This is a genomic window from Tenuifilum sp. 4138str (assembly GCF_041102575.1).
Taxonomy (GTDB): domain Bacteria; phylum Bacteroidota; class Bacteroidia; order Bacteroidales; family Tenuifilaceae; genus Tenuifilum; species Tenuifilum osseticum.
This window is the reverse complement of sequence record NZ_JBGCUE010000008.1, coordinates 140,590-166,518: the sequence shown is the minus strand read 5'-3', so window position 1 is coordinate 166,518 and position 25,929 is coordinate 140,590. Positions and strand designations below refer to the sequence as shown.

The following is a 25,929-nucleotide window of genomic DNA, read 5'->3' as shown; positions in this document are numbered from 1 at the left end:
TAAATCTATGAAATTTATAGAAACTAAAGTACCTGCAATGAAATTGCAGGGTTTTAACCAATTCCTATGATAATAAACAAGCCTTTTGGTGTTGCTAATGAGGATATTGATGAATTGATTAATTTCTATAAAAATATTTAAACCTATGAAGCCGATTAAAATAATTTACAAATTATTAATATCAATAGGGGTAATTATGTTTTTTTCATATGCCAGTTGTGATAAGTGGGTTTGTGGCGATTGGTGGTTTATAAATTTGACAGAACATAAAATATCTGTTGATGTATATTGTTTTGGCAGTATCAGTACTGAATTATCATTCTCATTAATGCCTAATGATTCCCTAAAACAAATAACATGTGACATAGGGTCTTCACCACCGCCATTCGTTTCGAGTACTTGCAGAATAGATTCAATACTGTTAGTTTTTGATGATACTCTAGTATTTAATACCTTAAATTATTGGGAATTCAATCCAGAGAACATTGAGAAGTGGGAAAATTACAACAGGAAAAGTAATAAAAAGTATAACTTTACCGAGTCGCACTACCAAAAAGCGCTTGAGGTGAACGGGTATTAATAATGTAGAAAGTCGTCATCAAACACTTCTGTTACCTTCAATTCTAACATGCACAGAACATACATTTACAAGTTGTATCAGTAAAGTGACGTACGCCAACTATTTTTCCATTTTTTCTATCAAATCGACTTTGAATTCTGTTTAATAGGTCAGTTTCATTGTTTTCAAAATATCTCCTTAATGAATAGCTGCATAAATCAGCTATTTGGATAAGACTTGTAAGTTCTGAATTAACAAAGAATGGGGTTTCAATAATATGTTCAATACTTGTCCATAATGTACCTTGATTATGAAATTTTTTCATTAAAGCCGTATGCTTTTTGGATACTGTTTCATTATTATCATGTACAAGAGTTCCAAAAAGTTCTGAATCATTTTTGCTTTTGCTGATAATTTTCATGTATTGTTCAAACCGTGAAACTAATTGTTCAAATGCTTGTTCATCTACTGTTTGTTTGGCTCTAATAGGATCAAAGTGTATTTTATTTATGCATTCGGCAAATAATCTTGCAAATTTCCAACTACCAATTAAATCGGCTAATTCTTGGATAAAAGCAACTCTTTCATAATATGTTAAGTGAATATAAGCTTCTGTTTGATGATAATTCTTTTTAGTTTGTTTATAGTGACTTTTATTTTGACTCTTTTGAAGTTTGAGAAGTTCTGCATTTCTAAATTTTTGTACCTCATGTCGTCTTTGAGCATAATTCATAGTTTCAAATCCTACAATTCTGCTTTGCTCAATATATTTACGCATTATCCACCCTGTATGGATTTCAGAGCCTTGTAAATCGTATTTTTGTTTTAATGATGATATCCCCCTTTCACATCTCTTCCAATAACATATTGGGATTGACAAACCAGCTAAAACGTAATGACTTGTATTTCCTGGAATGTCAGGAGTTCCTGATTCATCAATGTAACAGAAGTATACCATTAGTGTCAAAAATAAAAAAAGCGACTGGTTTCAAGGAATGATTCCCATGATTGAGACGCTTGGCGACTCTTCCCAGACGCATGTTACAAAATTATAGATTTTTTTTGTAGTATGCAAGTGAAATTATAAAAAATAGTGTTAACACGCAAACATAGCACATGCCAGTATTAGTTGATGTTCGTGCGTTCCAATTAGTCTTGTAGTTTAGTTAATTTGTATATTTTAATAGTTCTGCAATATGTTCTTGTGTTATGAATGTTTCAGGTTCATATTGCTCTTGTTAACGTCTAATTCATAATATTTTTTGCGACAAATTGGCTTGTTTTTGCCTTGTGTGGTGAAAAAATGGCACGAATAAAGGGTTGGCATACGGTTTGAAAAATGCTAGGTGAAAGCATTGATGTCTAACCAAAATAATGGGAGGGTAAAACTATGATGCCAATGTTACGTCGCAGAAGCACTCTACCAAGTCTGGTAGATGAGTTCTTTGGGGATGATTTTATCAGCCGTTTCTTTGACGACAGCGAGAGTGTAACAATCCCTTCGGTAAACATCAAGGAAGGGAAGGACGATTACACCATTGAGGTGGCTGCTCCCGGGTTCGACAAGAAGGACTTTAAGGTTGACTTGAACAACAACGTGCTGGAGATTTCCAGCGAGAAAGAGGTTAAGGAGGAGAATAAGGACGAAAAGGTAATGCGTCGTGAGTTCCGTTACTCCTCATTCAAAAGGTCGTTCACCTTACCCGATACAGCCGACACCGATAAGATTAAAGCTTCGTACAAGGACGGCATCTTAAGCATTATCATCCCAAAGAAGGAAGAAGCTAAGGTTAAACCCGTACGTCAGATCTCGATATCGTAACGGGAAAATGTTAAAAACAGCGAAGCCCCGTTCCCGGGGCTTTACTGTTTATAGGTACTCCATGTGTTCCTGGTCGGTAATTTTTTCGCAGTAGTGGCACTTTAACGACACGCTATTCTTGTCAACCACCTTGAATTTAGGGGTAACCTTTTCAACGTTGGTGATACACTTTGGGTTAACGCATTTTACAATGCCACTTATATCGTTGGGTACTTCAACCAGCATTTTCTCCGTTACCTCATAGTTTTTAATGATGTTGAGCTTGGCATGAGGCGCAACAAGGGCTATTCGGTTAATCTCATCGCGCTCAAAGTACTTATCGGCAATCTTAACAATAGCCTTTTTGCCGAGTAGTTTACTCTCCAGGTTTGTTCCAAAGGTTATTTGGTTTGGTATCCTATCGAGTCCGAGGATGGTGATAACCTTAAACAGGTTTTGCGCCGGTATATGGTCAATTACTGTTCCATTCTCAATGGCGCTAACACTCAGATGTTTCTTGTCTTTCATATCGATATTCTTTTACTTTTTTAGACCTAAAATAAGAGCCATGATCGCCATACGGGTGTAAACGCCGTTTAGAGCCTGAGTAAAGTAGTATGCCATTGGCGATTCATCTACATCAGTATTTATTTCGTTTACCCTGGGCAGCGGATGTAGCACTCGCATGTTTGGCTTTGTGCCTTCAAGCATATAGTTTTTCAGGATGTAGGCGTTTTTAACCTTTTCGTATTCCATGGGGTCGGAGAAGCGTTCGCGCTGAACCCGGGTCATGTAAACAATATCGGCATCCTTAATGTTTTCGGCCAAATCGGTATGCTCCTCATAATTTAAGCCTAACTCATCGAGATACATTTTATACTCCAATGGCATTCGGAGTTCGGCGGGCGAAATAAATGTAAACGAGGCGTTAAACTGGCTCATGGCCATCAGCAGGGAGTGAACGGTTCGACCATACTTAAGGTCACCTACCATTACAATCTTCAGGTTATCGAGTTTGCCCTGCGTTTTGCGAATGGAGTAAAGGTCGAGTAGGGTTTGGGTTGGATGCTGGTTGGCACCATCGCCTGCATTAACAATGGGAACCGGCGATACCTCGCTTGCATAGCGTGCGCTACCCTCCACGGGGTGTCGCATCACTATCAGGTCGGAATAGTTGGCTACGGTGAGAATAGTATCCTTAAGGGTTTCGCCTTTGGATACACTACTGGTTGATGCCTCCGAAAAGCCAATTACCCGTCCGCCTAACTTGTTTACAGCGCTTTCAAAGCTCAAGCGGGTTCGGGTCGACGGTTCAAAGAAAAGTGTTGCCACCACTTTCCCTTCCATGATTCGCTGAATAGGGTTTTTCTCAAACTCCTCGGCAAGGTCGAGCACTCTGAATATCTCATCCCTGCTCAGATCGTTGATTGCTACCAAACTTCTGTTTTTCATAGTTTTTATTTTGTGTTTAAGTATATGGTTCAAAAAAAAGCCCCGATAAACGGGGCTAGTACATCAATCCTCAAATTCAAAATCGGCAATAAGTCCTTCAATCTTGGAGCATCTGGATAGGAACTCGCCTTCCAGTGAGCGCCGAATCCTTACCCTGATAATGCAGGTATTATCAAATTGCTGCTCTAGTAGTTGAAGGTTTAAGTCCTTGGCTAATCGCATCACCTCGTTCATCATGGTGTAACCAAAGGTTACACTGTAAATGGCATCAACGGTTCGGGTGATAATTTTTGCATTGGTTAAGGCATCGTGGGTTGCCGTTTTATAGGCATTTATCAAGCCCGATACGCCTAGCTTTGTTCCCCCAAAGTAACGTATTACCACCACTAAAACGTTGGTTAGGTTAAAGCTGAGCAATTGCCCGTGAATGGGCTTGCCGGCAGTACCCGATGGTTCGCCGTCGTCGTTAGCCCTCCATTTGTCGCCCTTTGGCCCTAAAATATATGCGTAGCAGTGATGTCGGGCATCATAGAATTCTTCCTTAAGCTGCTCAACTATTGCTTTTACTTGCTCCTCGGTTCTTACAGGGTATGCTTTAGCGAGGAACTTACTGCCTTTTTCCTTGTAAATTCCCTCGGCAGGCGAATCGATGGTTTTGTATGTGTCAGCTACTTCAACCATTTAGCTTTGCATAAGTATTACAATTGCCAATACAGAAAGGGCTATCCCGGAAAGATTTGTTTTGCTTGGCCTTTCACCAAATAGTAGCAGCCCAACCAGCGTTCCTGCCAGAACTACCCCCAAATTGTTTATGCCGAAAAGAACCGATCCCTCCAGGGGAGTTCCTTTGCTTCCAACATGGTTCAGCGCAGCAACCATAAAAAACATCGATCCAAAATTTGCCAACCCCAGCAATGTTCCTAGTAGCCATGTTTTGAATTTATGAAAATCTTTGGCTGCATGGGTATTAAAAGGTAGCAGTAGTGAGCCTGTAATGCCAGCCATGGCAAATACAATCGCATTGAACAAGGGATTTAGCTCGTTGGTTACAAAGTATTGCTGTGCAACCTTAACCGATGCATCTACCATTCCAATACCCAAAAAGATTATTAGTGGAAGATATGTTTTAACCGGTTTAAATTTTTCTGTTTTTCTTGGTATTACAAGTAAGAGAACTGCAATTAAGGCAAGTGTAATGCCTGCTAATCGTACTGCATTTAACTTATCGTTTGGGTCAATCAGTACCGATACCAGTATGGGGATTATTACCGACATCTTAGCTGCTACCGATGTTATGGCAACACCGGCTGTTTGCGTACTCTTACCCAGGAAATGGAACATGGTTATGAAAAGGACACCCATAGCCACCATCAGTAGTATGGGTAGTATGCCTAGCTGATAAAACCCCGATAGTTCACCTTTGGCCAAAAAAAAACCAGCTACGCTGGCTGCCAAATAGTTAATGATGATTGCGCTAAAGTTGTTGACTGAAAAGCGGTTGAGTAACTTAAAGGTGATTAAAACTACTGTAGATGATAATATGCAGAGCAGCAAGTAGAACATCCTTTTAGGTTTGTGCAAAGTTATAGCATCTTTCCTTACCCCACAAATTTTTTTAGAGGTAAGTATTAACATACAATTAACATGCAATGTAGTTTTTAAATGAGAACAACCGCAAATTGTCAGCCAGAGTTTTAGCAAAGGAACTCATATTGGCGTCAATGAGATGTTTCGCTACCGCTCAACATGACAATAGTTTCACGAGCAACGAACTCCGTTTCTAGCCCCGTAGGGGCTAAATATTTGTAACTCTAGGGCAGCTCCCCCTCATATGGCGATGCAGGCCATGCATAAGCCAAAGAGCAAGGGGGAAGCGTTGCATCGCAACGGAAAAGCATGGCAAAGAGCGATTTTCGCGTTCTTTCTTGTCTTGATACAAGAAAGAACCAAAGAAAATCAAGGCTGAAAAGCCCGACCCGATGGGTACCCCGTGGGTGGAACTGCTACGCGATACTATTCGCCACGCCTGTGGCGTGACTCATGTGGTATCGCTTACTAAGCCCACCGCCACGTTCCACCCCCGACCCATTGCCGGGTCAGGCTTTTATGCCTGACTCATGTGGTATCGCTTACTAAGCCCACCGCCACGTTCCACCCCCGACCCATTGCCGGGTCAGGCTTTTATGCCTCTGCTTGCTTCTTCCGCTCCATTCCCCCCTTATGGAAAATGGTTGGGGTGAGGTTTTTTTCCACATTCAACCTAGATGACCCCTCTAAATCTCCCCTGAGAGGGGAGACTTTAGTCCTGCAATAAGGTTTCCTAATTGCTTCTCCCCTCTCCTGACAGGAGAGGGGCGGGGGTGAGGTCAATTTCACGTACAACGAACAACGTGCAACTTACACAAATAACTTCTTTTGTCATCCTGAGCGCAGCGAAGGATCTCTAATCGGCCCTAAAGAGATGTTTCGCTAACGCTCAACATGACAATAGTTATACGAGCAACGAGCAACGATTCACGAATAAAGCATACCGTCATCCCGAACACAGCGAGGAATCTCGTTTTTAACCCAACTGGGGTGATCTTCCATTTCAATTGTTCCATAGGTGTTTTTCAACATCAAATTAATGTATGAGAATGTTTGATTTTTTTAGGTTCATGGCATGTTATTTGACGGCTTACGTTAAACCAACTACCTAAAATCTATGAAACACCCATGTAAGGCAGCTTGCACAAATACAGATGAACAACCGAGCGTTTTTTGCGAGCTCGACGAAGTCAAACTATGGGTGTTCCATCCGCTCGATAAAGTTTGTTAAAAGCAAGAGAGTAACGAGTTAGTAATTAATAATATAAATATTTTATACGGATGAAACCTTTTAAAAAGTTAGCCAGTTACATCCTTGTAGTAAGTTTATTGGCTTCTTGTGCAACTCCAAACCCAGTTATCAGGTTAAAATCTAAGGAATCAAATACAACCTGGGAAAGCGGGAAAGAATTTACCAGTTACTTTAAGGATAGCTTTGTGGTTCATTGCGCTTACCATGGTACTACAGATGCCTACATGGTGTTCGATATAGAGGTGATTAACGCTACCGATGAGGATTTTCTGGTTTGCCCCGAAAAAATGGTGATGTTTACCGATAGTGGGAAGTGGGATCCGGTAATCAACCAGATTGTGTACAGCACATTCCCAATCTATGCCGCTGATCCCGAACTAGAAATTCTTAAAAATGAATTGGCGCAATCGCAGATTGAGGCTAATCAGAAAAACCTTGCTACTGCTTCAATTGCAGTAGCTGCATTGGCATTACCGGTAATGGTTGCAACAGCCTCAGCCGATGCCAAGGGTACCAAACAGCGTGCAGTTAACCGAACCGAGGTGGCTGCTGCAGCGGCAGGGACAACCCTTAACTTTGCCGATTTCTCCCAGGAGATGAATAATATCCGAAGCGATCTGATTTACGCATCAACAGATGCATGGATCAATAACTCGCTCCGCAAAACAACCCTATCCAAAAACGAGTCAGTCCGTGGGTTGGTTTACTTTAAAAAGCCCGATCTGAAAAAGTACAGGGATTTACGCATTGATGTTCCCATTGGCGAGAATAATTTCATATCCTTTAACTACAAGGTAAACCTGTACTACCCCTCAAATCCGAATGTTAATCCCGCATATAGGTAGATTTGCTTAACAATCAAGGGAAAAGTCCTGAGGGCCTTTTTTCTTTTTAGCATTCCTGCTAAGTTTATGGTTTAATGTAGTAAATTTGTAAAAAATCTGAATGTTATGGACAGCAGTTCAGCAATTAAGATATTGGTTGATAACGAAAAGGGATTGTCGGCCGATGAACGAACAAAACTTATTGAGGGCGCTGATAGTATTTACATTGATTCAAGGCTCGATTACCACAAGCGGTTAGCCCGAAGGCAAACTGTAAGCTTTGTTTTGCTGATACTTTTTGCACTATTTGCCTTTGGCGTGGTAATGTTTCCTAGCGCCGATCCTTTTACTGCAGGAGTACTAAAAGGATTGGTTGCAGGGTATCTTGCTGCACTCTTTGTTCTTGTTCCTAAAACAACTAAAAACCATTCGCGTATTGCATTTGTTATTAGTGTAGTTAAACAGATTAACTCCCCTAAACAAGCATGAGGCTGATAAAAGCTACACCTAAGATAGATTTCTTTACTGCCGACACAACATCCGACCTTTCACTTCCTTTGGCCGAAGGAATAAAGGCTGGTTTTCCGTCGCCAGCGCAGGACTATATCGATTTAGCCTTTGATTTAAACAAGGAACTTGTCAAGAATCCAAGTTCAACCTTTTATGGTCGAGTCCGTGGCGATTCAATGGTTGATGAGGGGATTAACGATGGCGATATTCTGGTTATCGACAAATCGTTACCACCCACCGATGGGCGTAAAGCAGTTTGCTATATCGATGGTGAGTTTACGCTTAAAACCATTCGGATTAAAAAGGATGGAATCTACCTTATGCCGGCAAATCCGGCATATAAACCCATAAAGGTTACTGAGGAAAACGACTTTGTGGTATGGGGGATTGTAACCTACGTCATCCATAAGTTTTAGCCATGTACGCTCTTGCCGATTGCAATAACTTTTACGCTTCGTGCGAGCGTGTTTTTGACCCTTCGCTCATTGGGAGGCCTGTTGTTGTTCTGTCGAACAACGATGGTTGTGTAATTGCCCGCAGCAACGAGGCAAAAGCTCTTGGTATCAAAATGGGTGAGCCAGCCTTCAAGATTAAGGAACTGATTGAGAAGGCCAATGTTGCTGTCTTCTCATCAAACTATACGCTTTATGGCGATATGAGCCAAAGGGTGATGAATACCCTTGCCAGCTTTACCCCCGATATCGAAATATATTCCATTGATGAGGCTTTTCTTGGGCTGCACGGTTTCAGCTATGTTGATTTAATGGATTATGCCCGACATATTCGGAAAACCACCATGCGGAATACCGGTATTCCCATAAGCTTGGGCTTAGCCCCTACCAAAACGTTAGCAAAGGTTGCTAACCATATCGCAAAAAAGCAGCCACAGCACCAGGGAGTTTATATGATTGCCAACGACCAGCAGCGTGTTGACGCGCTAAAAGGGTTCGAGATTGGTGAGGTTTGGGGAATAGGCCGGCAGTACAGTAAGTTTCTGTCCCGCTATGGTGTAAATACAGCATACGATTTTACCCGAATGCCCGCAGGTTGGGTAAGGCAGCACATGTCAGTGGTTGGACTCCGAACCCAAAAGGAGTTACTGGGAATACCCTGTATTGATTTGGAGCATGCTGCTCCACCCAAAAAGGCAATTGCAACAACCCGTTCCTTTGGCGAGATGCAAACTGACCTTGGATACCTGAGTGAGGCGGTGGCATCGTTTGCGGCGAGTTGCGCCCAAAAATTGCGTAAGCAGCAGTCGGTTGCGCAAGTGGTAATGGTTTTTGCACACACCAACTATTTCCGCGACGATTTACCCCAGTACTCGGCAAGTAAAACCATAACCCTGCCTGTGCCCACGAGCAGCACCATGGAGCTGATACACTACGCCCTTATTGGATTGAAAAGTATATACAAGCCGGGATTCCGGTACAAGAAGGCAGGAGTAATTGTAACGGGTATTTCAACCAACCAGCATATTCAAACCTCGCTCTTCGATAGCATTGACCGGGAAAAACACAGTAAGCTAATGGTGGTTGTGGATAAACTAAACGATAAGTATGGAAGACATACGGTTAAAGTAGCCGCCCAGGGGGCTGGGCGTAAATGGAAATTACGCCAGGAACGTATATCGCCCATGTACACCACTCGCTGGGACGATATTATTACTGTAAAGGTTTAAGTTCCCTTTTTTATTTTGATTTGGCCTCTTCGCTCATCAATATTTTCTATTTTTGGGGTACCTTAACCTAAAACAACTGCAATGAACTCTCAAAAAAGTAAAGGCAATTTTCTGCCTATGCTCATTATTGGAGCGTTATTCTTCATTTTTGGTTTTGTAACCTGGTTAAACGGCATCCTTATTCCGTATTTTAAAATTTCGTGTGAGCTTAGCGATTTTGAGGCTACCCTGGTAGCTTTTGCCTTTTATATCTCCTATACCGTAATGGCTTTGCCGGCATCGTGGGTGTTGAAAAAGACAGGTTTCCATAGGGGCATGACAGTTGGTTTACTGGTGATGGCTATAGGAACCCTCGTGTTTGTTCCCGCAGCGTTGAGCAGAGCATACTGGATGTTTCTGAGTGGCCTGTTTATTATGGGAGCAGGGTTGGCTGTGCTGCAAACAGCTGCAAATCCGTATATCACTATAATTGGACCCCGCGAGAGTGCTGCAAGGCGTATAAGTATAATGGGGATTTGTAATAAGCTAGCTGGAGCCATTGCTCCGCTTATACTGGCCTACTACATCCTTAACGATGGCGATGCCTTTGTGAAATCACTTGAGGGGATGGACAGTATTGCCCGCGCTGCGGCTCTCGATGGCCTAGCGCACAGAGTGATTGGGCCGTACCTGGTAATGACATCAATACTTGTTTTCCTGGGAATTGCCGTACGTTATGCCCCGCTGCCCGACGTGGAAACAGAGGATGATTCCGTAGATTCTGTTACTGATTTCACTAATAAATCAAGTATTTTCCAGTTCCCGCAACTAATACTTGGTGCTATTGCCCTGTTTTTCTATGTTGGTGTTGAGGTAATAGCAGGCGATACCATAATTCGCTATGGAATATCGCAAGGTTTTAAAATTGAAACCGCAAAGGTTTTTACAACATATACCCTTATTGCCATGATAGTTGGGTACCTGGCTGGAATATTACTGATACCAAAACTCATTTCGCAGCGCACGGCTCTCATTGCATCTGCTTTGCTGGGTATCGCTCTAAGTATTGTCGTAGTTTTGGCATCGCCAACTTACTCAATTCTTGCACTTGCACTGCTTGGTTTAGCAAATGCATTGGTTTGGCCTGCCATCTGGCCTTTGGCCATTCACGATTTAGGCAAATTTATTAAAACGGGTTCGGCGGTGCTTATCATGGCCATTGCGGGTGGTGCCATTCTGCCCTTGCTTTGGGGCCGACTATCCGATTCTATTTCGCCCCAAATGGCCTACATTATTCTGATACCATCGTACTTTATAATTCTTTACTACTCTGTGAGCGGCTATAAGTTAAGGAACTGGAAGTAAAACGTAAAAATTATGGAAGTTTTTGAGTTAGAGTTTGAGGTTCGTGATTACGAATGCGACTTGCAGGGTATTGTTAACAATGCTCGCTACCTGAACTACCTTGAACATACCCGTCACAAGTACTTGTTGAGCAAGGGAATCGATTTTGCCAGGTTGCACAATGAGGGCATTGACCTTGTGGTGTCACGTATTGAAATTGACTACAAGTACTCGCTAACCAGTGGCGATATATTTGTTGTCCGGTTAACCACCCACAAGGAGGGCCATTTACGAATGATCTTTGATCAGGAAGTGATTAAAATGCCCGAGGGGAAATTAGCCGTTAAGGCTAAGGTAATTGGCGTTGGGCTAAAAAATGGTCGTCCAATCAAGATTGATAGTATACCGGGCTTTGACAACCTTTAACCGCGATTTATCAATTGATTTTTTTTCAATTGGCGATTTTAAACATTTTGGGCTGCCCGTGCGAGCAGCCCTATTTGCAATTAATAAATTTCGGGAACAAAGTTCTGGTCGGTGATAGGTGGACGAACATAGCTCTCGTCAATCCTTCGGGGTTGGAGCTTAACCGGTGGTGGGGTAAGATCTTCGTAAGGTATGAGGCTTAGCAGGTGATGGATACAGTTAAGGCGGGCACGCCTTTTATCGTCGGCTCGAACTACCCACCAGGGAGCTTGCTTTATATCGGTATGGGCGAACATAACATCCTTTGCCTTGGAGTATTCCACCCAGCGGTTACGCGATTCAATATCCATGGGGCTGAGTTTCCATCGCTTGGTTGGATCGTCGATACGCTCCTGAAAGCGACGTTCCTGTTCCTTGTCGCTAACGGAGAACCAGTATTTAATGAGTATTATACCCGAACGAACCAGCATGCGTTCAAACTCAGGGCATGAGCGTAGAAACTCAGTGTACTCCTCCTCAGAACAAAATCCCATGACCTTTTCAACGCCAGCCCGGTTATACCAGCTTCGGTCAAACAGAACCATCTCGCCAGCAGCGGGTAGATGGGCTACATATCGCTGGAAATACCATTGGGTTTTCTCTTTTTCGGTAGGCACACCTAGAGCAACAATTCGGCAAAAACGAGGGTTTAGCCGTTCGGCTATGGTTTTAATTACACCGCCCTTTCCGGCAGCGTCGCGCCCCTCGAACAGTAAAACAACCTTCAATTTTTGGTGCTTTATCCATTCAAGGAGTTTTACCAGTTCCACATGGAGTTTTTCAATTTCATGCTCATAGGTCTTTTTATCCATCCTATCAACATGCGCCTCTACCGCTTCGTAATGGTCGTTTCCTAAATCAGGCAGGTGATGCTTTTTGGCTTTTTTTGTTTCTTTTGGTTTATCGGCCTTTTTCTTTTTTTTATCCTTTTTGTCCTTTGTCATGTCAAACAAGGTTTTTGACTTTAAAATAAAGGTATGGACAAATAAGGGTAAAGTCAACCCTTTTTGGATAAAATTGATTTAATTTTATTAAAATGACCTGATTTTAAAGCAATTTTGGCTTGCGGCGTAAGCTTGAGAGGTAAACCCCAATCAGGATTATTACCAACGAGACAATCTGTAGTGCTCCAATATGGTCGCCATCAAGAATGCCCCATAGTAGTGCAAAGAAAGGAATAATGTAGGTTACCGATGAAGCAAAAATTGCACTGGTGTGGTGAATAAGGTTATTAAACACAAATAGAGTAATTACTGAGCCAAATGTTGCTAGCACAATGGTAGCCAGAATGCTCGTTGCAAATGCCGGGTGCTGCATGGCAGCCCCAATATCTGTTGATATAAGTATAATACCGGCCGGAATGCCAATCAGGAAAAAGATTAGCGATGTAATTTGCACTCCGGTTAACCCCGATAGTTTAAACCGAATAATATTGGAATTAATGCCATACATCATAGTGGCCAGCACAACTAGCAGTGCATAAAGGTTTACATGGCCAAACGACGAAAAATTTCCGTTGGTTATTAGAATTGATGCCCCAACAAATCCGATTAGAACGCCTATACTTTGGAAAGCATTGGGCCTATGTTTGAATAACAACAAACCCGCAATTACCGTAAAGAAAGGGGTAAGCCCGTTGAGAATGCCTGCTAGCGAGCTGGAGATCTGGGTTTCCGAAAGTGTAAAAAGGAATGCTGGGAAAAAGTTACCCAGTAATCCGCATCCTAGTAGCGGCCAAAAATTCTGGTGGTTTAAAAGCTTTAGGTTTTTTATTGAAATAGGTAGAAGTATCAAAAAGCTAACAAATATTCGGAGCGCAGCCACCTGAACGTAGCTTAGCGCATCGAGACCGCGCTTCATCAGGATGAACGAGGCTCCCCAAACAAAAGCCATGAAAAGCATGGCAGTCCACTGCCAGCGTTTTTTGGATAAATCGAACATTTGACAAGTTTTACCCGGCAAAAGTAATTGTTTTTGGCCTGATGGGTGCTTTTTCCTGTCAACATTTAACAGCCTATTTGTTTCTGCTAATATTGCTTCTCCTTTTTACTATTTTTACAGAAAAATTTACACTGTAATGAGCGAAAAGAACTACGATCCCCGGATGCATACCGCCGAACATATTCTCAACCAAACAATGGTGAGGCTTTTCAATTGTGGTAGGGCGTTCAGTAGCCATGTGGAGAAAAAAAAGTCCAAGTGCGACTATCGCATCCCAAGAGCCCTGACTGATGAGGAACTAAAAACAATTGAGAGTAGGGTGAATGAAGTTATTTCACAAAACCTAAATGTAACCGAGGAGTTTACCGATAAAAGCAATGCGTCAACTTTCCTTGATTTAAGCAAATTACCCGCTGATGCCCCGGAATCAATCAGGGTTATTAGGGTAGGAAACTACGATGCATGTGCCTGCATTGGTCCACACGTGGCTAACACCAAGGAAATAGGGAGATTCAAAATTATCTCGGCCGATTACTCCGATGGAACTGTACGGATAAGGTTTAAGCTTGAAAATGAGTAATTTCAACTCATACTATTTTTTTGCATTTCTTAAAAGTTTTTCCCGAACTATGGGATATACTAACACAGCTAGGGGAGGAGTAATGATTAAGTAAATTATCCACATATTCCGTTCAGGGAATCTGCTACGAAGGACATCGGTAAGAACAATAATCCAAGCAATTAGTAGTAGTACAATCCCTACAATTAGGGAAAGTTTAAATGCATTCATTTGTAAGCGTAGTTTTGGTTAATCGAAAAGCGACCCTAACTTCTTGAAACCCTCCTTGAACGATTCAAGGCTGGAATTTACAGTATCTTTCACCTCGTCCCACTTGCTATCGGCTGCCTGGGCAAGTTCATCGAGTTTGCTTTCCATTTGATTACGAAGCATTTCAAGCTCCTTGACTTTTTCATTGTATTCCTGCCGTACCTTATCGGAGGCATTGTCGGCTTTAGCCCTCAATGCTTCAATTTGGTCGAAAATTTCGTCAATGGCTTTTTTTACATTTTCGCGGTACTCGTTACGTTCCATGGCTCAATATTTTTAGTAAACGTCTCTGTTTATGTACTGGCTGTAATCCTTTAGTTTTGGGGCGTACTCCTGTTCAATAAGTGGCGAACTTATTAGGAAGTCGGCTGTTGAACGGTTGGTGGCTGTGGGAATGTTGTAAACCGTGGCAATGCGAAGCAAAGCCTTAACATCCACATCGTGAGGCTGAGCCTGCATGGGATCCCAGAAAAAGATTAGGATGTCAATCTTCCCTTCCGCTATTAAAGCGCCTAGTTGCTGGTCGCCACCAAGTGGACCCGATTTAAGGCGAGTAAGCTGCAGATGATTCCCGGCATCGTTATTCATCTTGGTTAGGGCCTCCTCAACAAGACGGCCGGTTGTGCCTGTGCAAATGAGCTTGTGCTTTAGTAATTTTGCCCAGTTCCACTCAACCCATTCCACAAGGTCGCGTTTGCGGTTATCGTGTGCTACTAGGGCTATGGTTTTGTACTTATTCACTTTTAGTCTTCATTATTAATTAAATTCTAAGCAAATATAACTAATCCATGTTAGTTTAATCCAAGCGTTAGGTTAAATTACATTTACAAATGGCTTAATCAATGTTGTTTAGTTAAGGTTGTATTTCATGTTGCGCGCAAGCGAAACATTACGCTGCCGTGCTGAGTCCCGATTTATCGGGATAGACTTCGCCGAAGCATCTCATTGCTCTTTTCTCTTCAATCCTTTGAAGAGGTCCCTCGACTTTGCTTGGGATGACAAAAACCCTATCTTCCTTTCTGCTCCCTTGTCATGCTGAGCTAGCCGAAGCATCTCTTTGCCTTTAACCCTTTTTGTTTTTTAGTAACCGCTCTTCGCCATGCCTTTCCGTTGCGATGCAACGCTTCAGGATTGTTCTTTGGAAAATGTATTGCGTGCATCGCAAAATAATTTGAACACCTCAATACCCCGGGTTAAAACCCAGGGCTAATGTGATTTGCCCTTTCAGGGAGAATGATGCACGCGTCGGGAGACGAGCACTAACAGGTGGGGTTACAGATATTACGCCCCTACGGGGCTGGAAGCGTTGCTAGTAACTCGTTGTTCGTTGCTCGTTGTACGTGAAATTGACCTCACCCCCGCCCCTCTCCTGACAGGAGAGGGGAAAAGCAATTAGGAAACCATGTTGCAGGGCTAAAGTCTCCCCTCTCAGGGGAGATTTAGAGGGGTCATCTGGGTTGGATGTGGAAAACAACCTCACCCCAGCCTCTTTTCCTGAGAGGGAATGGAACGGAAGAAGCAAGCTGAGGCATAAAAGCCTGACCCGAGAATGGGTCGGGGGTGGAACGTGGCGGTGGGTTTAGAAAGCGATACCATATGAGCCACGCTGCAGGCGTGGCGAATAGTATCGCGTGGCAGTTCCACCCACGGGGTACCCATCGGGTCGGGCTTTTCAGCCTTGATTTTCTTTGGTTCTTTCTTGTATCAAGACAAGAAAGAACATTTAAATAATTCTTTGTATAGATTTTTCTTTTGCGATGCAACGTCTCAGGATTGTTCTTTGGAAAATGTATTGCGTGCATCGCAAAATAATTTGAACACCTCAATACCCTGGGTTAAAACCCAGGGCTAATGTGAATTGCCCTTTCAGGGCGGATAATGCACGCGTCTGGAGACGCGCTCTAACAGGCTGGGGTACAGATATTACGCCCCTACGGGGCTGGGAACGGCGTACGTTGTTCGTGAATCGTTGTTCGTAAATGCCATTCTGTGTAACACCTTGTTACACTGTGAAACCCTGTGAGACTTATTTAGTTGATGGTTGATGGTTGACAGTTGATGGTTGTTAGTGAGGGTATTGTCATGTTGAGCATTAGCGAAACATCTCATTAGGTCGGTCCGAGATCCTTCGCTGCGCGCAGGATGACAGGTATGTATATTTTTGTTAACTAAACGACATTGAAATTGGATTAAACATTTACTAAAAATTAGTAGGTTTGGGATATTTTGAATCTCAAACCTAAACCATAAAGACTATGTCGCACGAACCTGTAGAAAAAATCAAAGGCCTTCCGGAAAATGCCTACACTGAGCTCCGCGAAGGCGAAGAGTATCAACCAGTAATGCCACCAAGCAAGGCAGTACCTGAGGTTACTGCTTGGAGTGTTATTTGGGGGCTAATCATGGCTATTGTTTTTTCGGCAGCCGCTGCCTATCTCGGGCTAAAAATTGGTCAAGTATTTGAGGCAGCAATTCCAATTGCAATCATTGCTGTAGGGCTATCAACCCTTGCTAAACGCAAAGGGGCACTGGGAGAGAATGTAATTATCCAATCCATAGGCGCAAGTTCTGGGGTAATTGTTGCTGGTGCTATTTTTACATTACCAGCTCTATACATCCTGAACCTTGAGGCAGAATTCTATCAGGTATTCCTGTCATCGTTGTTTGGGGGAATTCTTGGAATTCTATTCCTCATCCCATTCCGTAAATATTTTGTGGCCGACATGCATGGTAAATTCCCTTTTCCGGAGGCCACTGCAACCACTGAGGTACTTGTATCGGGCGAGAAAGGGGGAAAACAAGCTCGTTTACTTGTGGTTAGCGGGTTAATTGGGGGTATCTACGATTTCATTATTGCCACATTTGGTTGGTGGAGCGAGGTGGTTACCACCCGAGTGATACCTGCTGGCGAGGCTCTTGCCGAGAAAGCAAAGCTGGTATTTAAACTTAATGTTGGTGCTGCCGTTATGGGTATTGGTTATATTATTGGCCTCAAGTACACCGCAATAATTGCAGCAGGGTCGTTTGTTGGGTGGTTTGTTATCATACCCATAATCAACTACTTTGCGCCCGGTTTAACTGAGGCAGTAGGCAGTAACATTACACTAACCGTTGGTCAGATGAGCGCCGAGCAGATTTTCAGTAACTACGTTCGCCCAATTGGTATTGGCGGTATTGCCATGGCGGGAATAATTGGGATTATTCGCTCAAGCGGCATTATTCGTAAAGCATTTGGCCTAGCCGTTAGTGAGCTAACCGGAAAGCACTCGGCTATCCCCAAGGAGGAACTCCGCACCCGAAGGGACCTTCCCATGTCCATTATTGCTGGAGGTATCCTATTCACTACCATTCTGCTTTTAGTATTCTTCTACTTTGGAGTAGTTCATAATATTACCCATGCTCTTATAGCGCTTGGTATTGTAATGGTTATTGCTTTTCTGTTCACCACCGTTGCTGCCAATGCCATTGCCATTGTTGGCACCAATCCTGTATCGGGCATGACACTCATGACTCTGATTATCACCTCATTGGTGATGGCATCGGCCGGATTATCGGGAACTTCAGGAATGGTTGCTGCGCTCATTATTGGAGGAGTGGTTTGTACAGCACTCTCAATGGCTGGTGGCTTTATCACCGATCTTAAAATTGGTTACTGGCTTGGCTCCTCGCCCTATAAACAGCAAACCTGGAAGTTCCTTGGGACATTTGTTTCAGCAGCAACTGTTGGAGGCGTAATAATCCTGCTTAATAAAACATACGGTTTTACGGGCAAGGACGCTCTTGTTGCCCCACAAGCTAATGCAATGGCAGCAGTAATTGAACCCATGATGAGCGGAAAGCCTGCACCTTGGGCACTTTACGCTGCAGGGGCCTTCCTTTCGCTTATCCTTACCATGATTGGCGTTCCGGCTCTTGCATTTTCGCTGGGTATGTTTATTCCCCTACACCTTAACACGCCATTACTGGTTGGAGGAATTATTGCACACATTGTATCCACCCGTTCAAAGGACACTTCATTGAACAGAGCCAGGAAAGAGAGGGGAACACTAATTGCATCGGGCTTTATTGCAGGTGGGGCCCTAATGGGAGTAGTTAGCGCCTTACTCCGCCATGGCGGCATTAACTATGTAAACCCAGAATGGTTTGAATCGCACTCCGCAGAAATTCTAGGCTTTGTGATGTTCCTGATTTTATGTGGATATCTGATTTGGAAAAGCCTAAGAGCAAAGGTTGAAGAATAGAGAATCGTGTTTAGTTTTTGGTGTTTAGTTTTTAGGAACTATTGCAAAATTTTATGAGATTAGTATGATTGATTATAAACAATTAGATGTTTGGATAGCTAGCAAACAGCTTGCAAATTCTATTTATACAATTTCAAAAGATTTCCCTAAAGATGAAATTTTTGGATTGACACAACAAATAAGAAAAAGTGCCATTTCAATTCCTTCAAATATCGCGGAAGGCATTGGCCGCAATCATTTAAAGGAGACAACCCAATTCCTTTACATTGCAAGGGGATCGTTATTTGAATTGGAAACGCAAATATATATAGCTTTTGATCAAGGTTATATTGATGCTACAGCTCTTGAACAAATAACGGATGACATTGAGAAATGCAAAAAACTGCTTAACGGATTTATCAACTATTATCTTAAGAAAAAACATGAAGACCACACTAATACTAAACACTAAAAACTAAACACTAAACACTACAAACTAAATAATCCGCCATGATAAACAAACAATTTCTTATCGACCGCTTTATTAGGTATGTAAAGATAGATACCCAAAGCGACGACACTGTAACCGAAAGGTTTCCGAGCACTGAGAAACAGCTGGTTTTGAGCAATTTATTAGTACAGGAACTCAAGGAATTGGGGGCTCAGGAAGTAGAAATTGACCAGTATGGTTATGTGATGGCAACAATACCCGCAAACACCTCAAAAAAGGTTCCGGTTTTGGGTTTTCTTGCCCATGTTGATACTTCGCCCGATATGCCAGGGAAAGATGTTAATCCACGCTTCGTTGAGAATTACGATGGATCCGAAATTATTCTGAACAAGGAGTTAGGAATTGCACTTTCGCCTAAGGAATTCCCTGAACTTAAGAATTATGTTGGGCAAACCCTGATTGTAACCGATGGCACTACGCTACTTGGCGCTGATGATAAGGCCGGAGTAGCCGAAATTATGACAGCAGTTGAGTACCTCATCAAAAGCCCCAGCTTTGAACATGGCAAAATTCGTATCGGTTTTACAGTTGATGAGGAGGTTGGTCGCGGAGTTGACCATTTTGACGTAAAGCGCTTTGGTGCCGATTTTGCTTATACGCTCGACGGTGGCGCAATAGGTGAGCTAGAATTTGAGAACTTTAATGCCGCAAGCGCCAAGATATCAATCCAGGGACGTAACATCCATCCTGGATATGCAAAGGATAAGATGTTAAATGCAATACTTATAGCCCAGGAATTCAATGGCCTGCTACCTGCACATGAACGCCCTGAACACACTCAAGGTTACGAGGGGTTCTACCACTTAATCAAAATGGATGGATCAGTTGAAAAGGCAACTTTTCAATACATTATCCGCGACCACGATCGTAAAAAGTTTGAAGCCCGAAAGGTTTATATGCAGCGCATAGCAGAATATTTAAATACCAAGTACGGCGAAGGTACTGTTACTTTGGAGCTAAAGGACCAGTACTACAACATGCGCGAAAAGGTTGAGCCGGTTTACCATGTTGTTTCAACTGCCATTGAAGCCATGGAAGCAGTTGGCGTTAAGCCAAAGGTTAAACCCATTAGAGGGGGAACTGATGGCGCCCGCCTTTCCTATATGGGACTCCCCTGCCCCAACCTATTTGCAGGCGGCGAAAACTTTCATGGAAAGCATGAATACGTAGCCGTAGAAAGTATGGTTAAAGCAACCGAGGTAATGCTCAAAATAATTGAGCTATACGCATCAAAGTAAGAAAATTCAGCGATAAAAAAACGAGGGAGAAAACTCCCTCGTTTTTTTTCTGAGATTAGTCAATAGAAACACAATAAAACATTAAAACAACTTGTTTCTATTGACTTATCGAGGCAATCCCGACTTATCAAAATCTTTCATTCCGAGATCTCGGAATGATTAGATTTTGTTAGTCGATTCGTCAATTGAAAAATTCAATTGACGAATTTGGGTTTATTTTTTGGTAATGGGTTCCAAAACCTCATAAAATACTCTATACCCACCAGGGGCCAGGTAATGATAGTTAAGGTAGATAAAATCAGTTACCGGATCGTAATGGGAGTAAACCAAGGGATTATTTGGATCACCCTCTTCTACAATATAATCGAACCCAAAAACATTGAAGGTAATGCTGTTGTCAGGATTAATGGTAAGGTATATTGTCTCGCCATAGCTTCCCCATACTGCAAAATTTGTTGAACAGGTATTACCACTCTCAGTAATCAGTTCCTTTATTAGTTGATACTCTCTAGTTGGAAAATTAGGGTGTATATAGGTAATACTGGACAAGTAATACCCCGAAAAACTATTAGCTACCAATACCTCGGTTTGTGAATTGCTGGTAACCTCCCTGCCATCGTCCATTACGGAAACATACTTAAGCATGAAATAGTCTCCAATATCGGCGTTTAAAGGGTCATCGGGTAGAGTATAGCTATCAAGGGTTAATCCCTGTTTCAGCTGTTCCCACGTAAAGGTCTGGCTAAGCAACAATGTGTCGTTCAAGTTCTGGCCACTTACACTAAAGCTGCCGAGTAGTTCAACATTAGAGGCTTCGTCGGTTGCGATGTGGTAAAACTGCTTGTAAACCTTAACCTCTTGTATGGCTGGTCCCAAATAAACCTTAAGTTCGACATCAACACTATTTGATTTCTTTGGTACCAGTTGCACCAACGATGCCGACTCAACCAAACCACCAGTTTTTGCATCGGCAGTCATTAAATCATCATCCTTCAGGCAGGAACTAAAAAGCATGGCAAAAATTGCCAGGAGCAATGTTCCCTTTATGACTTTTGTTTCATATAATCTCATACTCTAATCAATTAATGGTGTTCAACTAATTGTTATCGGCAACATCCCACCAAACCCGAGTATTAAGGTTATCGGCACCCTGTCGAGCAACTGCAGCAGCCAGGTTTGATCCGTTACGGGAATACTCGTCGGAGGGGTAACGTAATCGCTGGGGTATCATCCCTCCATTTAAGCCATCCTCGGCAGGTGTTAGCTGGGGATAACCCGTTCTTCGCCATTCAAACCACGCCTGCAAGCCCTGGTCGAACATGGCAACCCATTTCTGGGTATAAATCTTTTCAAGTTCTTTCCCTGCTTCCCATTTGCCATTGTTGGCAAGAAAATCATTGATATAATCGTCAATATTTCTGGAAACCCCTCCTAAATCGTAGTAGTATGGAACGTTTTCGACAATCTCGTTTGCAAACTGCCTGTACGACTCTTGAATTCCCAATTCATAGTAATCCTGTGCTGTTTCTGTTCCAAACGTTAGCAAACCACGATACTTGGCTTCAGCCAGAAGGAAGCAAACCTCTGCGCGGCTCATAAACATACCGGGAGCATTGGCTTTACGGAAGTATTCACCCAGCTTTGAGGTTCGTTTAATGCCATTACCCAGGTAAGCGGCAGCCTTTGCCGATGTCAATCCATTGGGTAACCCTATCCAGAAACCACCCGCTTGGGGTGTTTCAGCGTAAACTACTATTCGCCAGTCGGGATGATCGTGGTTATTGGTATTGTACATGGCATCAATTAGCGTTTTGCTAACCCTATGATCATCGCGGGTTTTATAGGTCTCGTTAAGCGGATGGTTATTGGGGTATGAACCCATGTAGATTAATGCAGCATTCTGTGAGTTATTGCTGATAATTGGATAGGTTGTGGGATCGGATATAATACCATCTATTTCATTTCTAATGAAGTTTTGTAAATCAGCTTCAGGCCTGTTGGACATTCGCATAAGCAAACGTAAACGCAGCGAGTTGGCAAATCGTTTCCATTTGGTAATATCGCCTCCGTATAGAATATCGCCCTCTACTATTGGACCACCAACCTGGAATAAGTCGTTTGCTTCTTTTAGCTTTTCATTCAATGCAATATAGATTGATTCCTGCGTATCGTACTTAGGGGTATAGGTACTATCAACCTTTAATGCCTCCGAGTAGGGTATATCGCCATACAAATCGGTAAGTACCGAAAAGACATAGCATTTAAGCACAAGGGCTACTGCCTGGTAGTTCCTATTCCCTAAACGTTGCCCCATTTCGTAAATGCGCTGGGCTTCAATTGCGGGCCCTGAATAGAGGTTAGTCCAAACCGAGTTGATAACATCGTTGCGTGGTACATACCTATCCTCATCGGTGTACTGTACTTTGGCCATGTGTTGTACCCAGCATGAGCCAATCTCATGCCCCAGCCAAACATCAAAAACAATATCGGCAACATCCTCAATAGCATTAGCCAATAGCTTATCGGGATAATCCTTGTTTATATCAATTGCATTGGGGTTATTGTTTATTTCATCAAAACTTTTTGTGCACGACTGCAAGGAAACTACCCCAAATACAACTAAGCTTACCATCAATAATCTATATAGTTTCATACTTCATATTTTTAACAAACTAGAACTTAAAGCTTAAATTTACCCCTAAACTGCGCGCTGTAGGATGTTGACCAAACTCTAACCCCTGAACATTGGAGTTGCTAAATGCGGTTTCGGGGTCAATATGAGGTACCCTAGCGTAAAGTATAGCCAAATTACGTCCTACTAAAGAAATGGAAACATTCCGTATTGAGCTTTTACCTATTTTAGGAATGGTATAGCCAATTTGAACCTCCCTAAGCTTAATAAAACTTGCGTCAAAAATGCTGGAGTAGGCTATATTGTTATTATAGGCAGCTTTGTTGTACTCCTCAGCCGAAACAACCACATCATTCTCGGTCCATCTACCCTGTCCATCGGACATTACTCCAACACCCACAATTCCTCCCTCGCGCCCCTTGAGAGTTTCCTTCAAAACCCCAGCATATCGGCCCCAAGTGTTGGTCATAGAGTATATCTCACCACCCCAACGGGCATCAATAAGGGCACTAAGGATAAGGTTTTTAAACCTAATTGAGTTAGTTACCCCAGCAACCCAATCGGGTGTGTAGTTTCCTAACTTCTTAATATCACCCTGTAAGGGTAATCCTTCAATGTGAATTACTTTCCCTTCTTCGTTCCTCATAAAGTCATACCCATAAAGAACTCCAAAGGGTTCACCAGGTATAGCCAGCACATCAAGGCTCCAGTAGCCACCCAGCACATACTGGTCGAGCCCTTCAGCTAACTTCCTAACCCTGTTTACATTCCTGGAAAAGTTTATGCCAATGTTCCACTCAAAACCCGATCGGGTTTTTACGGGTATTCCATTTACCGACAGTTCAACCCCCCTGTTGTCAATCTGACCAGCGTTTACTATGGTAGATGTATAACCGGTTGTTGCGCTTATGGGCATACGGATAATCTGATCATAGGTACTTTGGGAATAGTAGGTTAAGTCAAAAGCTAGTCGGTTCATAAAGAATCGTATGTCAGCCCCTATTTCAAATGAGTTGGTTCGCTGCGGTTTAAGATTTGGATTAGGCAAGTCGTTTGGAATGTAAATTTGTGCCAGCTTGGTACCGGAATTCCAACCATCGTCGAATCTATACACGGGTTGCAACTGGTAGGGATCAGTATCGGCGCCAACCTGTGCCCAACCGGCACGCAGCTTAGCAAAGCTAAATTTTCTGGATTGTATATTGAACAAATCGGTAAGAACGGCCGATACGTTAACCGAGGGGTAAAAGTATGAATTGTTACCCGCTGGTAACGTGCTCGACCATTCGTTGCGCCCGGTAAAATCAAAGAATAATGCATTTTTCCAAATAAACTGACCGTTAAAGTATAAGCTGTTAATTCGCTTTTTGGTAATGTAGTTCATGGTAACAACGGGTACCCTGGCATTCTCAAAGGTGTAAACATCGGGTACGCTAAGTTCAGTAATGTAGGCGCTCAGCGATTGGGTGAACTGTTCCATCCGGTTGCCCCCAAAGTTGAACGAGAAAGCAAGTTTTTCAGTAAACGACTTATTGATCATGAACATAAAGTCGGTATTAACCTCACGGAACGTGCGCTTTGACTCGCTCAGAAAACCATAGGGACTTTCAATATCGCCATAAGCGGAACGCGCATTGTTATAGTTTGTGTAGTAATCAACTCCTATACCTGTCTTTAGGCTTAACCAGTCAGTAAACTTTATGGTTGATGTTGCTTGACCCAACAGCCTGTCCCTATCAAGACCATTAAGGTTCTCATAAAGGGTAAAGTAAGGATTATTGTGATAGCTGTAGTTCCAGTTACGCTTGCTACCATCGGGATACGTGTACTGTTTCAAATCGGCCACATCAACCTGTCGGCCAAACCACATGAACTGCTGCATAACATTCTGCCCGCTATAACCGTATGCAGGAAGGTTTTTACTATATGTATTAATGTACGTTGCATTTGCAGTAAATGCCAGAAATTTATAAGGCGATGCTGTAGCATTCAGGTTAACACTATTCTTTTCCTGGTCAGTATTAGGAATCATGCCCGTTTGCATGGAGTTAGTGTAGGAAAAGCGAACTGCATAGTTGTCGGCAGCGCTCTCAATGGCAATGTTGTTGGAAAAAGTTTTCCCAAGCTCAAAAAAGTTTTTCACATTATCAGGGTGCGACACCCAGGGTGTGGGTTGACGAACACCGCCAACAACAGGCGAGTTCCATTGCGGGATCATCAGCCCAATATCGAGTTTTGGCCCCCAACTCTCATCCACATGGTCGTTGATGCCACCACCTTTACCATCGTAAAATTCAAATTGGCCGTTTGTTCCTTGCCCATAAACATTCTGAAAATCGGGTAAACGCAAAGGCCTTTCGAATGTTGTGGTTGAGTTAAAGCTAACGCCAAAGCGTTTATCGGTATCGGCTGAACGGGTTTTAATAATGATAACCCCATTGGCAGCTCGCGATCCATAAAGCGCTGCAGCATTGGGCCCTTTAAGGACGGTAACACTCTCAATATCGTTTGGATTGATGTCAGCAATACCGCTTCCGCGGTTTACCCCTTCGGTGTAAGTGCCACCAAAGTTTGAATTGTTGAGCACTACCCCGTCAACCACGAAAAGGGGTTGGTTATCGGTACTTAGCGAGTTAACCCCACGAAGCACGATACGCGTTGAAGCCCCAACTGCACCAGATGTGTTGGTAATGATTGCGCCGGAAATTCGTCCCTGCAATGAATTCACTATATTCAGTTCAGGAGTGCGAGCTAACTCTTCGCCTTTTACACTCTGAATGGCATACCCCGTTGCCTTTTCAGCCCGCATGATACCCAACGCTGTAACCGTAACCTCCTTCACTTCAATGGCTTCCTCCTCCATTTCCACATCGATTACAGTACGGTTGGCTATTTCAACCTCCACTGTTTTGTAACCAATGTAGCTAAAGCGAAGCTTTTTAGCAATGGCAGGAACACTAATCTCATATCGCCCTTCCATGTTGGTAACCGTACCAGTAGTGCTACCAACAACAACCACAGTAACTCCCTGCAAAGGCCATGCACCATCGACCGAAGTTACTGTTCCCGTAATTCTCACAGTTTGTTGGGCTAAGATATTCAAA

Annotated in this window: 28 protein-coding genes; 14 read left to right on the top strand and 14 right to left on the bottom strand. The window is 42.9% G+C overall.

Annotation, left to right across the window (positions count from 1 at the left end; translation table 11 throughout):
• Positions 1-145 precede the first annotated feature (145 nt).
• Positions 146-580 carry a hypothetical protein gene (locus AB6811_RS09310; RefSeq protein ID WP_369490179.1) on the top strand — a complete coding sequence of 145 codons (435 nt, stop codon included), beginning with the start codon at positions 146-148 and terminating at the stop codon, positions 578-580.
• Positions 581-623: 43 nt separating this feature from the next.
• Here the strand turns inward: AB6811_RS09310 and AB6811_RS09305 are convergent, their stop codons facing one another.
• Entirely contained in the window at positions 624-1,517 is an 894-nt protein-coding gene (locus tag AB6811_RS09305; RefSeq protein ID WP_369490178.1) for a DUF3800 domain-containing protein, read from the bottom strand.
• Between the two features lie 441 nt (positions 1,518-1,958).
• Here AB6811_RS09305 and AB6811_RS09300 point away from each other — a divergent pair, with 441 nt between their 5' ends.
• Positions 1,959-2,381: an Hsp20/alpha crystallin family protein gene (locus tag AB6811_RS09300; protein ID WP_369490177.1), complete on the top strand. Its 423-nt coding sequence runs from the start codon at positions 1,959-1,961 to the stop codon at positions 2,379-2,381.
• A 48-nt stretch (positions 2,382-2,429) separates the two neighbouring features.
• Here the strand turns inward: AB6811_RS09300 and pyrI are convergent, their stop codons facing one another.
• The 4 genes from pyrI to AB6811_RS09280 all read right to left on the bottom strand — a co-directional run bounded on the left by pyrI (position 2,430) and on the right by AB6811_RS09280 (position 5,375).
• Positions 2,430-2,888 (bottom strand): aspartate carbamoyltransferase regulatory subunit, encoded by a 459-nt coding sequence (gene pyrI / locus AB6811_RS09295; RefSeq protein WP_369490176.1) that lies wholly within the window; start codon positions 2,886-2,888, stop codon positions 2,430-2,432.
• A gap of 12 nt (positions 2,889-2,900) precedes the next feature.
• The gene (gene pyrB, locus AB6811_RS09290; RefSeq protein WP_369490175.1) at positions 2,901-3,812 is read right to left on the bottom strand and encodes an aspartate carbamoyltransferase; all 912 of its coding nucleotides are present in this window, start codon (positions 3,810-3,812) and stop codon (positions 2,901-2,903) included.
• Positions 3,813-3,875: 63 nt separating this feature from the next.
• Complete coding sequence (locus AB6811_RS09285) at positions 3,876-4,493, bottom strand: IMPACT family protein (RefSeq protein ID WP_369490174.1); 618 nt, start codon at positions 4,491-4,493, stop codon at positions 3,876-3,878.
• Positions 4,494-5,375 carry a hypothetical protein gene (locus AB6811_RS09280; RefSeq protein ID WP_369490173.1) on the bottom strand — a complete coding sequence of 294 codons (882 nt, stop codon included), beginning with the start codon at positions 5,373-5,375 and terminating at the stop codon, positions 4,494-4,496.
• 416 nt (positions 5,376-5,791) lie between these two features.
• On the opposite strand from AB6811_RS09280, the gene AB6811_RS09275 reads away from it, so the two are divergent.
• From AB6811_RS09275 to AB6811_RS09240, 8 genes are all read left to right on the top strand, one after another.
• Complete coding sequence (locus AB6811_RS09275) at positions 5,792-5,926, top strand: hypothetical protein (protein WP_369490172.1); 135 nt, start codon at positions 5,792-5,794, stop codon at positions 5,924-5,926.
• Positions 5,927-5,931: 5 nt separating this feature from the next.
• Positions 5,932-6,126, top strand: coding sequence for a hypothetical protein (locus tag AB6811_RS09270; protein ID WP_369490171.1), 195 nt, complete (start codon positions 5,932-5,934; stop codon positions 6,124-6,126).
• Between the two features lie 554 nt (positions 6,127-6,680).
• Complete coding sequence (locus AB6811_RS09265) at positions 6,681-7,496, top strand: hypothetical protein (protein ID WP_369490170.1); 816 nt, start codon at positions 6,681-6,683, stop codon at positions 7,494-7,496.
• 105 nt (positions 7,497-7,601) lie between these two features.
• Entirely contained in the window at positions 7,602-7,964 is a 363-nt protein-coding gene (locus AB6811_RS09260; RefSeq protein WP_369490169.1) for a hypothetical protein, read from the top strand.
• Positions 7,961-8,401 carry a LexA family protein gene (locus tag AB6811_RS09255; RefSeq protein ID WP_369490168.1) on the top strand — a complete coding sequence of 147 codons (441 nt, stop codon included), beginning with the start codon at positions 7,961-7,963 and terminating at the stop codon, positions 8,399-8,401. Before AB6811_RS09260 ends, AB6811_RS09255 begins: the two co-directional genes overlap by 4 nt.
• Before the next feature lie 2 nt (positions 8,402-8,403).
• Positions 8,404-9,666, top strand: coding sequence for a Y-family DNA polymerase (locus AB6811_RS09250; protein WP_369490167.1), 1,263 nt, complete (start codon positions 8,404-8,406; stop codon positions 9,664-9,666).
• Positions 9,667-9,747: 81 nt separating this feature from the next.
• Positions 9,748-11,010, top strand: coding sequence for a sugar MFS transporter (locus AB6811_RS09245; protein ID WP_369490166.1), 1,263 nt, complete (start codon positions 9,748-9,750; stop codon positions 11,008-11,010).
• A gap of 12 nt (positions 11,011-11,022) precedes the next feature.
• On the top strand, positions 11,023-11,415 hold the full coding sequence (locus AB6811_RS09240) for an acyl-CoA thioesterase (protein ID WP_369490165.1): 393 nt from the start codon (positions 11,023-11,025) through the stop codon (positions 11,413-11,415).
• 80 nt (positions 11,416-11,495) lie between these two features.
• Here AB6811_RS09240 and ppk2 read toward each other — a convergent pair whose 3' ends face one another.
• Together ppk2 and AB6811_RS09230 are read right to left on the bottom strand one after the other, a co-directional pair.
• A complete protein-coding gene (ppk2, locus tag AB6811_RS09235; protein ID WP_369490164.1) occupies positions 11,496-12,398 on the bottom strand; it encodes a polyphosphate kinase 2 in 903 nt (300 codons plus the stop codon).
• A gap of 103 nt (positions 12,399-12,501) precedes the next feature.
• A complete protein-coding gene (locus AB6811_RS09230) occupies positions 12,502-13,395 on the bottom strand; it encodes a DMT family transporter (RefSeq protein ID WP_369490163.1) in 894 nt (297 codons plus the stop codon).
• A 136-nt stretch (positions 13,396-13,531) separates the two neighbouring features.
• Here AB6811_RS09230 and AB6811_RS09225 point away from each other — a divergent pair, with 136 nt between their 5' ends.
• The gene (locus tag AB6811_RS09225; protein ID WP_369490162.1) at positions 13,532-13,975 is read left to right on the top strand and encodes an alanyl-tRNA editing protein; all 444 of its coding nucleotides are present in this window, start codon (positions 13,532-13,534) and stop codon (positions 13,973-13,975) included.
• 12 nt (positions 13,976-13,987) lie between these two features.
• Here the strand turns inward: AB6811_RS09225 and AB6811_RS09220 are convergent, their stop codons facing one another.
• From AB6811_RS09220 to AB6811_RS09205, 4 genes are all read right to left on the bottom strand, one after another.
• The gene (locus AB6811_RS09220; RefSeq protein ID WP_369490161.1) at positions 13,988-14,185 is read right to left on the bottom strand and encodes a hypothetical protein; all 198 of its coding nucleotides are present in this window, start codon (positions 14,183-14,185) and stop codon (positions 13,988-13,990) included.
• A gap of 18 nt (positions 14,186-14,203) precedes the next feature.
• Entirely contained in the window at positions 14,204-14,488 is a 285-nt protein-coding gene (locus AB6811_RS09215; protein WP_369490160.1) for a sll1863 family stress response protein, read from the bottom strand.
• 12 nt (positions 14,489-14,500) lie between these two features.
• Complete coding sequence (locus AB6811_RS09210; protein ID WP_369490159.1) at positions 14,501-14,965, bottom strand: methylglyoxal synthase; 465 nt, start codon at positions 14,963-14,965, stop codon at positions 14,501-14,503.
• A 735-nt stretch (positions 14,966-15,700) separates the two neighbouring features.
• Entirely contained in the window at positions 15,701-15,883 is a 183-nt protein-coding gene (locus AB6811_RS09205; RefSeq protein ID WP_369490158.1) for a hypothetical protein, read from the bottom strand.
• A 596-nt stretch (positions 15,884-16,479) separates the two neighbouring features.
• On the opposite strand from AB6811_RS09205, the gene AB6811_RS09200 reads away from it, so the two are divergent.
• From AB6811_RS09200 to pepT, 3 genes are all read left to right on the top strand, one after another.
• Positions 16,480-18,465: an OPT family oligopeptide transporter gene (locus AB6811_RS09200; RefSeq protein ID WP_369490157.1), complete on the top strand. Its 1,986-nt coding sequence runs from the start codon at positions 16,480-16,482 to the stop codon at positions 18,463-18,465.
• A gap of 64 nt (positions 18,466-18,529) precedes the next feature.
• Positions 18,530-18,916, top strand: a complete 387-nt coding sequence (locus AB6811_RS09195) for a four helix bundle protein (protein WP_369490156.1) — start codon at positions 18,530-18,532, stop codon at positions 18,914-18,916.
• Positions 18,917-18,954: 38 nt separating this feature from the next.
• A complete protein-coding gene (pepT, locus tag AB6811_RS09190) occupies positions 18,955-20,193 on the top strand; it encodes a peptidase T (protein WP_369490155.1) in 1,239 nt (412 codons plus the stop codon).
• 213 nt (positions 20,194-20,406) lie between these two features.
• Here the strand turns inward: pepT and AB6811_RS09185 are convergent, their stop codons facing one another.
• From AB6811_RS09185 to AB6811_RS09175, 3 genes are read right to left on the bottom strand one after another with little or no spacing between them, the layout of a single operon-like run.
• Positions 20,407-21,264 carry a hypothetical protein gene (locus tag AB6811_RS09185; protein WP_369490154.1) on the bottom strand — a complete coding sequence of 286 codons (858 nt, stop codon included), beginning with the start codon at positions 21,262-21,264 and terminating at the stop codon, positions 20,407-20,409.
• Between the two features lie 25 nt (positions 21,265-21,289).
• Positions 21,290-22,846 carry a SusD/RagB family nutrient-binding outer membrane lipoprotein gene (locus AB6811_RS09180; protein ID WP_369490153.1) on the bottom strand — a complete coding sequence of 519 codons (1,557 nt, stop codon included), beginning with the start codon at positions 22,844-22,846 and terminating at the stop codon, positions 21,290-21,292.
• A 19-nt stretch (positions 22,847-22,865) separates the two neighbouring features.
• Positions 22,866-25,904, bottom strand: coding sequence for a SusC/RagA family TonB-linked outer membrane protein (locus tag AB6811_RS09175; protein ID WP_369490152.1), 3,039 nt, complete (start codon positions 25,902-25,904; stop codon positions 22,866-22,868).
• Positions 25,905-25,929 lie beyond the last annotated feature (25 nt).

Excerpts from the sequence above, each read along its gene's own strand:
- AB6811_RS09310 (WP_369490179.1), top strand. The coding sequence starts at position 146 with ATGAAGCCGATTAAAATAATTTACAAATTATTAATATCAATAGGGGTA.
- AB6811_RS09305 (WP_369490178.1), bottom strand. The coding sequence starts at position 1,517 with ATGGTATACTTCTGTTACATTGATGAATCAGGAACTCCTGACATTCCA.
- AB6811_RS09300 (WP_369490177.1), top strand. The coding sequence starts at position 1,959 with ATGTTACGTCGCAGAAGCACTCTACCAAGTCTGGTAGATGAGTTCTTT.
- pyrI (WP_369490176.1), bottom strand. The coding sequence starts at position 2,888 with ATGAAAGACAAGAAACATCTGAGTGTTAGCGCCATTGAGAATGGAACA.
- pyrB (WP_369490175.1), bottom strand. The coding sequence starts at position 3,812 with ATGAAAAACAGAAGTTTGGTAGCAATCAACGATCTGAGCAGGGATGAG.
- AB6811_RS09285 (WP_369490174.1), bottom strand. The coding sequence starts at position 4,493 with ATGGTTGAAGTAGCTGACACATACAAAACCATCGATTCGCCTGCCGAG.
- AB6811_RS09280 (WP_369490173.1), bottom strand. The coding sequence starts at position 5,375 with ATGTTCTACTTGCTGCTCTGCATATTATCATCTACAGTAGTTTTAATC.
- AB6811_RS09275 (WP_369490172.1), top strand. The coding sequence starts at position 5,792 with ATGGGTACCCCGTGGGTGGAACTGCTACGCGATACTATTCGCCACGCC.
- AB6811_RS09265 (WP_369490170.1), top strand. The coding sequence starts at position 6,681 with ATGAAACCTTTTAAAAAGTTAGCCAGTTACATCCTTGTAGTAAGTTTA.
- AB6811_RS09260 (WP_369490169.1), top strand. The coding sequence starts at position 7,602 with ATGGACAGCAGTTCAGCAATTAAGATATTGGTTGATAACGAAAAGGGA.
- AB6811_RS09255 (WP_369490168.1), top strand. The coding sequence starts at position 7,961 with ATGAGGCTGATAAAAGCTACACCTAAGATAGATTTCTTTACTGCCGAC.
- AB6811_RS09250 (WP_369490167.1), top strand. The coding sequence starts at position 8,404 with ATGTACGCTCTTGCCGATTGCAATAACTTTTACGCTTCGTGCGAGCGT.
- AB6811_RS09245 (WP_369490166.1), top strand. The coding sequence starts at position 9,748 with ATGAACTCTCAAAAAAGTAAAGGCAATTTTCTGCCTATGCTCATTATT.
- AB6811_RS09240 (WP_369490165.1), top strand. The coding sequence starts at position 11,023 with ATGGAAGTTTTTGAGTTAGAGTTTGAGGTTCGTGATTACGAATGCGAC.
- ppk2 (WP_369490164.1), bottom strand. The coding sequence starts at position 12,398 with ATGACAAAGGACAAAAAGGATAAAAAAAAGAAAAAGGCCGATAAACCA.
- AB6811_RS09230 (WP_369490163.1), bottom strand. The coding sequence starts at position 13,395 with ATGTTCGATTTATCCAAAAAACGCTGGCAGTGGACTGCCATGCTTTTC.
- AB6811_RS09225 (WP_369490162.1), top strand. The coding sequence starts at position 13,532 with ATGAGCGAAAAGAACTACGATCCCCGGATGCATACCGCCGAACATATT.
- AB6811_RS09220 (WP_369490161.1), bottom strand. The coding sequence starts at position 14,185 with ATGAATGCATTTAAACTTTCCCTAATTGTAGGGATTGTACTACTACTA.
- AB6811_RS09215 (WP_369490160.1), bottom strand. The coding sequence starts at position 14,488 with ATGGAACGTAACGAGTACCGCGAAAATGTAAAAAAAGCCATTGACGAA.
- AB6811_RS09205 (WP_369490158.1), bottom strand. The coding sequence starts at position 15,883 with ATGGGTACCCCGTGGGTGGAACTGCCACGCGATACTATTCGCCACGCC.
- AB6811_RS09200 (WP_369490157.1), top strand. The coding sequence starts at position 16,480 with ATGTCGCACGAACCTGTAGAAAAAATCAAAGGCCTTCCGGAAAATGCC.
- AB6811_RS09195 (WP_369490156.1), top strand. The coding sequence starts at position 18,530 with ATGATTGATTATAAACAATTAGATGTTTGGATAGCTAGCAAACAGCTT.
- pepT (WP_369490155.1), top strand. The coding sequence starts at position 18,955 with ATGATAAACAAACAATTTCTTATCGACCGCTTTATTAGGTATGTAAAG.
- AB6811_RS09185 (WP_369490154.1), bottom strand. The coding sequence starts at position 21,264 with ATGAGATTATATGAAACAAAAGTCATAAAGGGAACATTGCTCCTGGCA.
- AB6811_RS09180 (WP_369490153.1), bottom strand. The coding sequence starts at position 22,846 with ATGAAACTATATAGATTATTGATGGTAAGCTTAGTTGTATTTGGGGTA.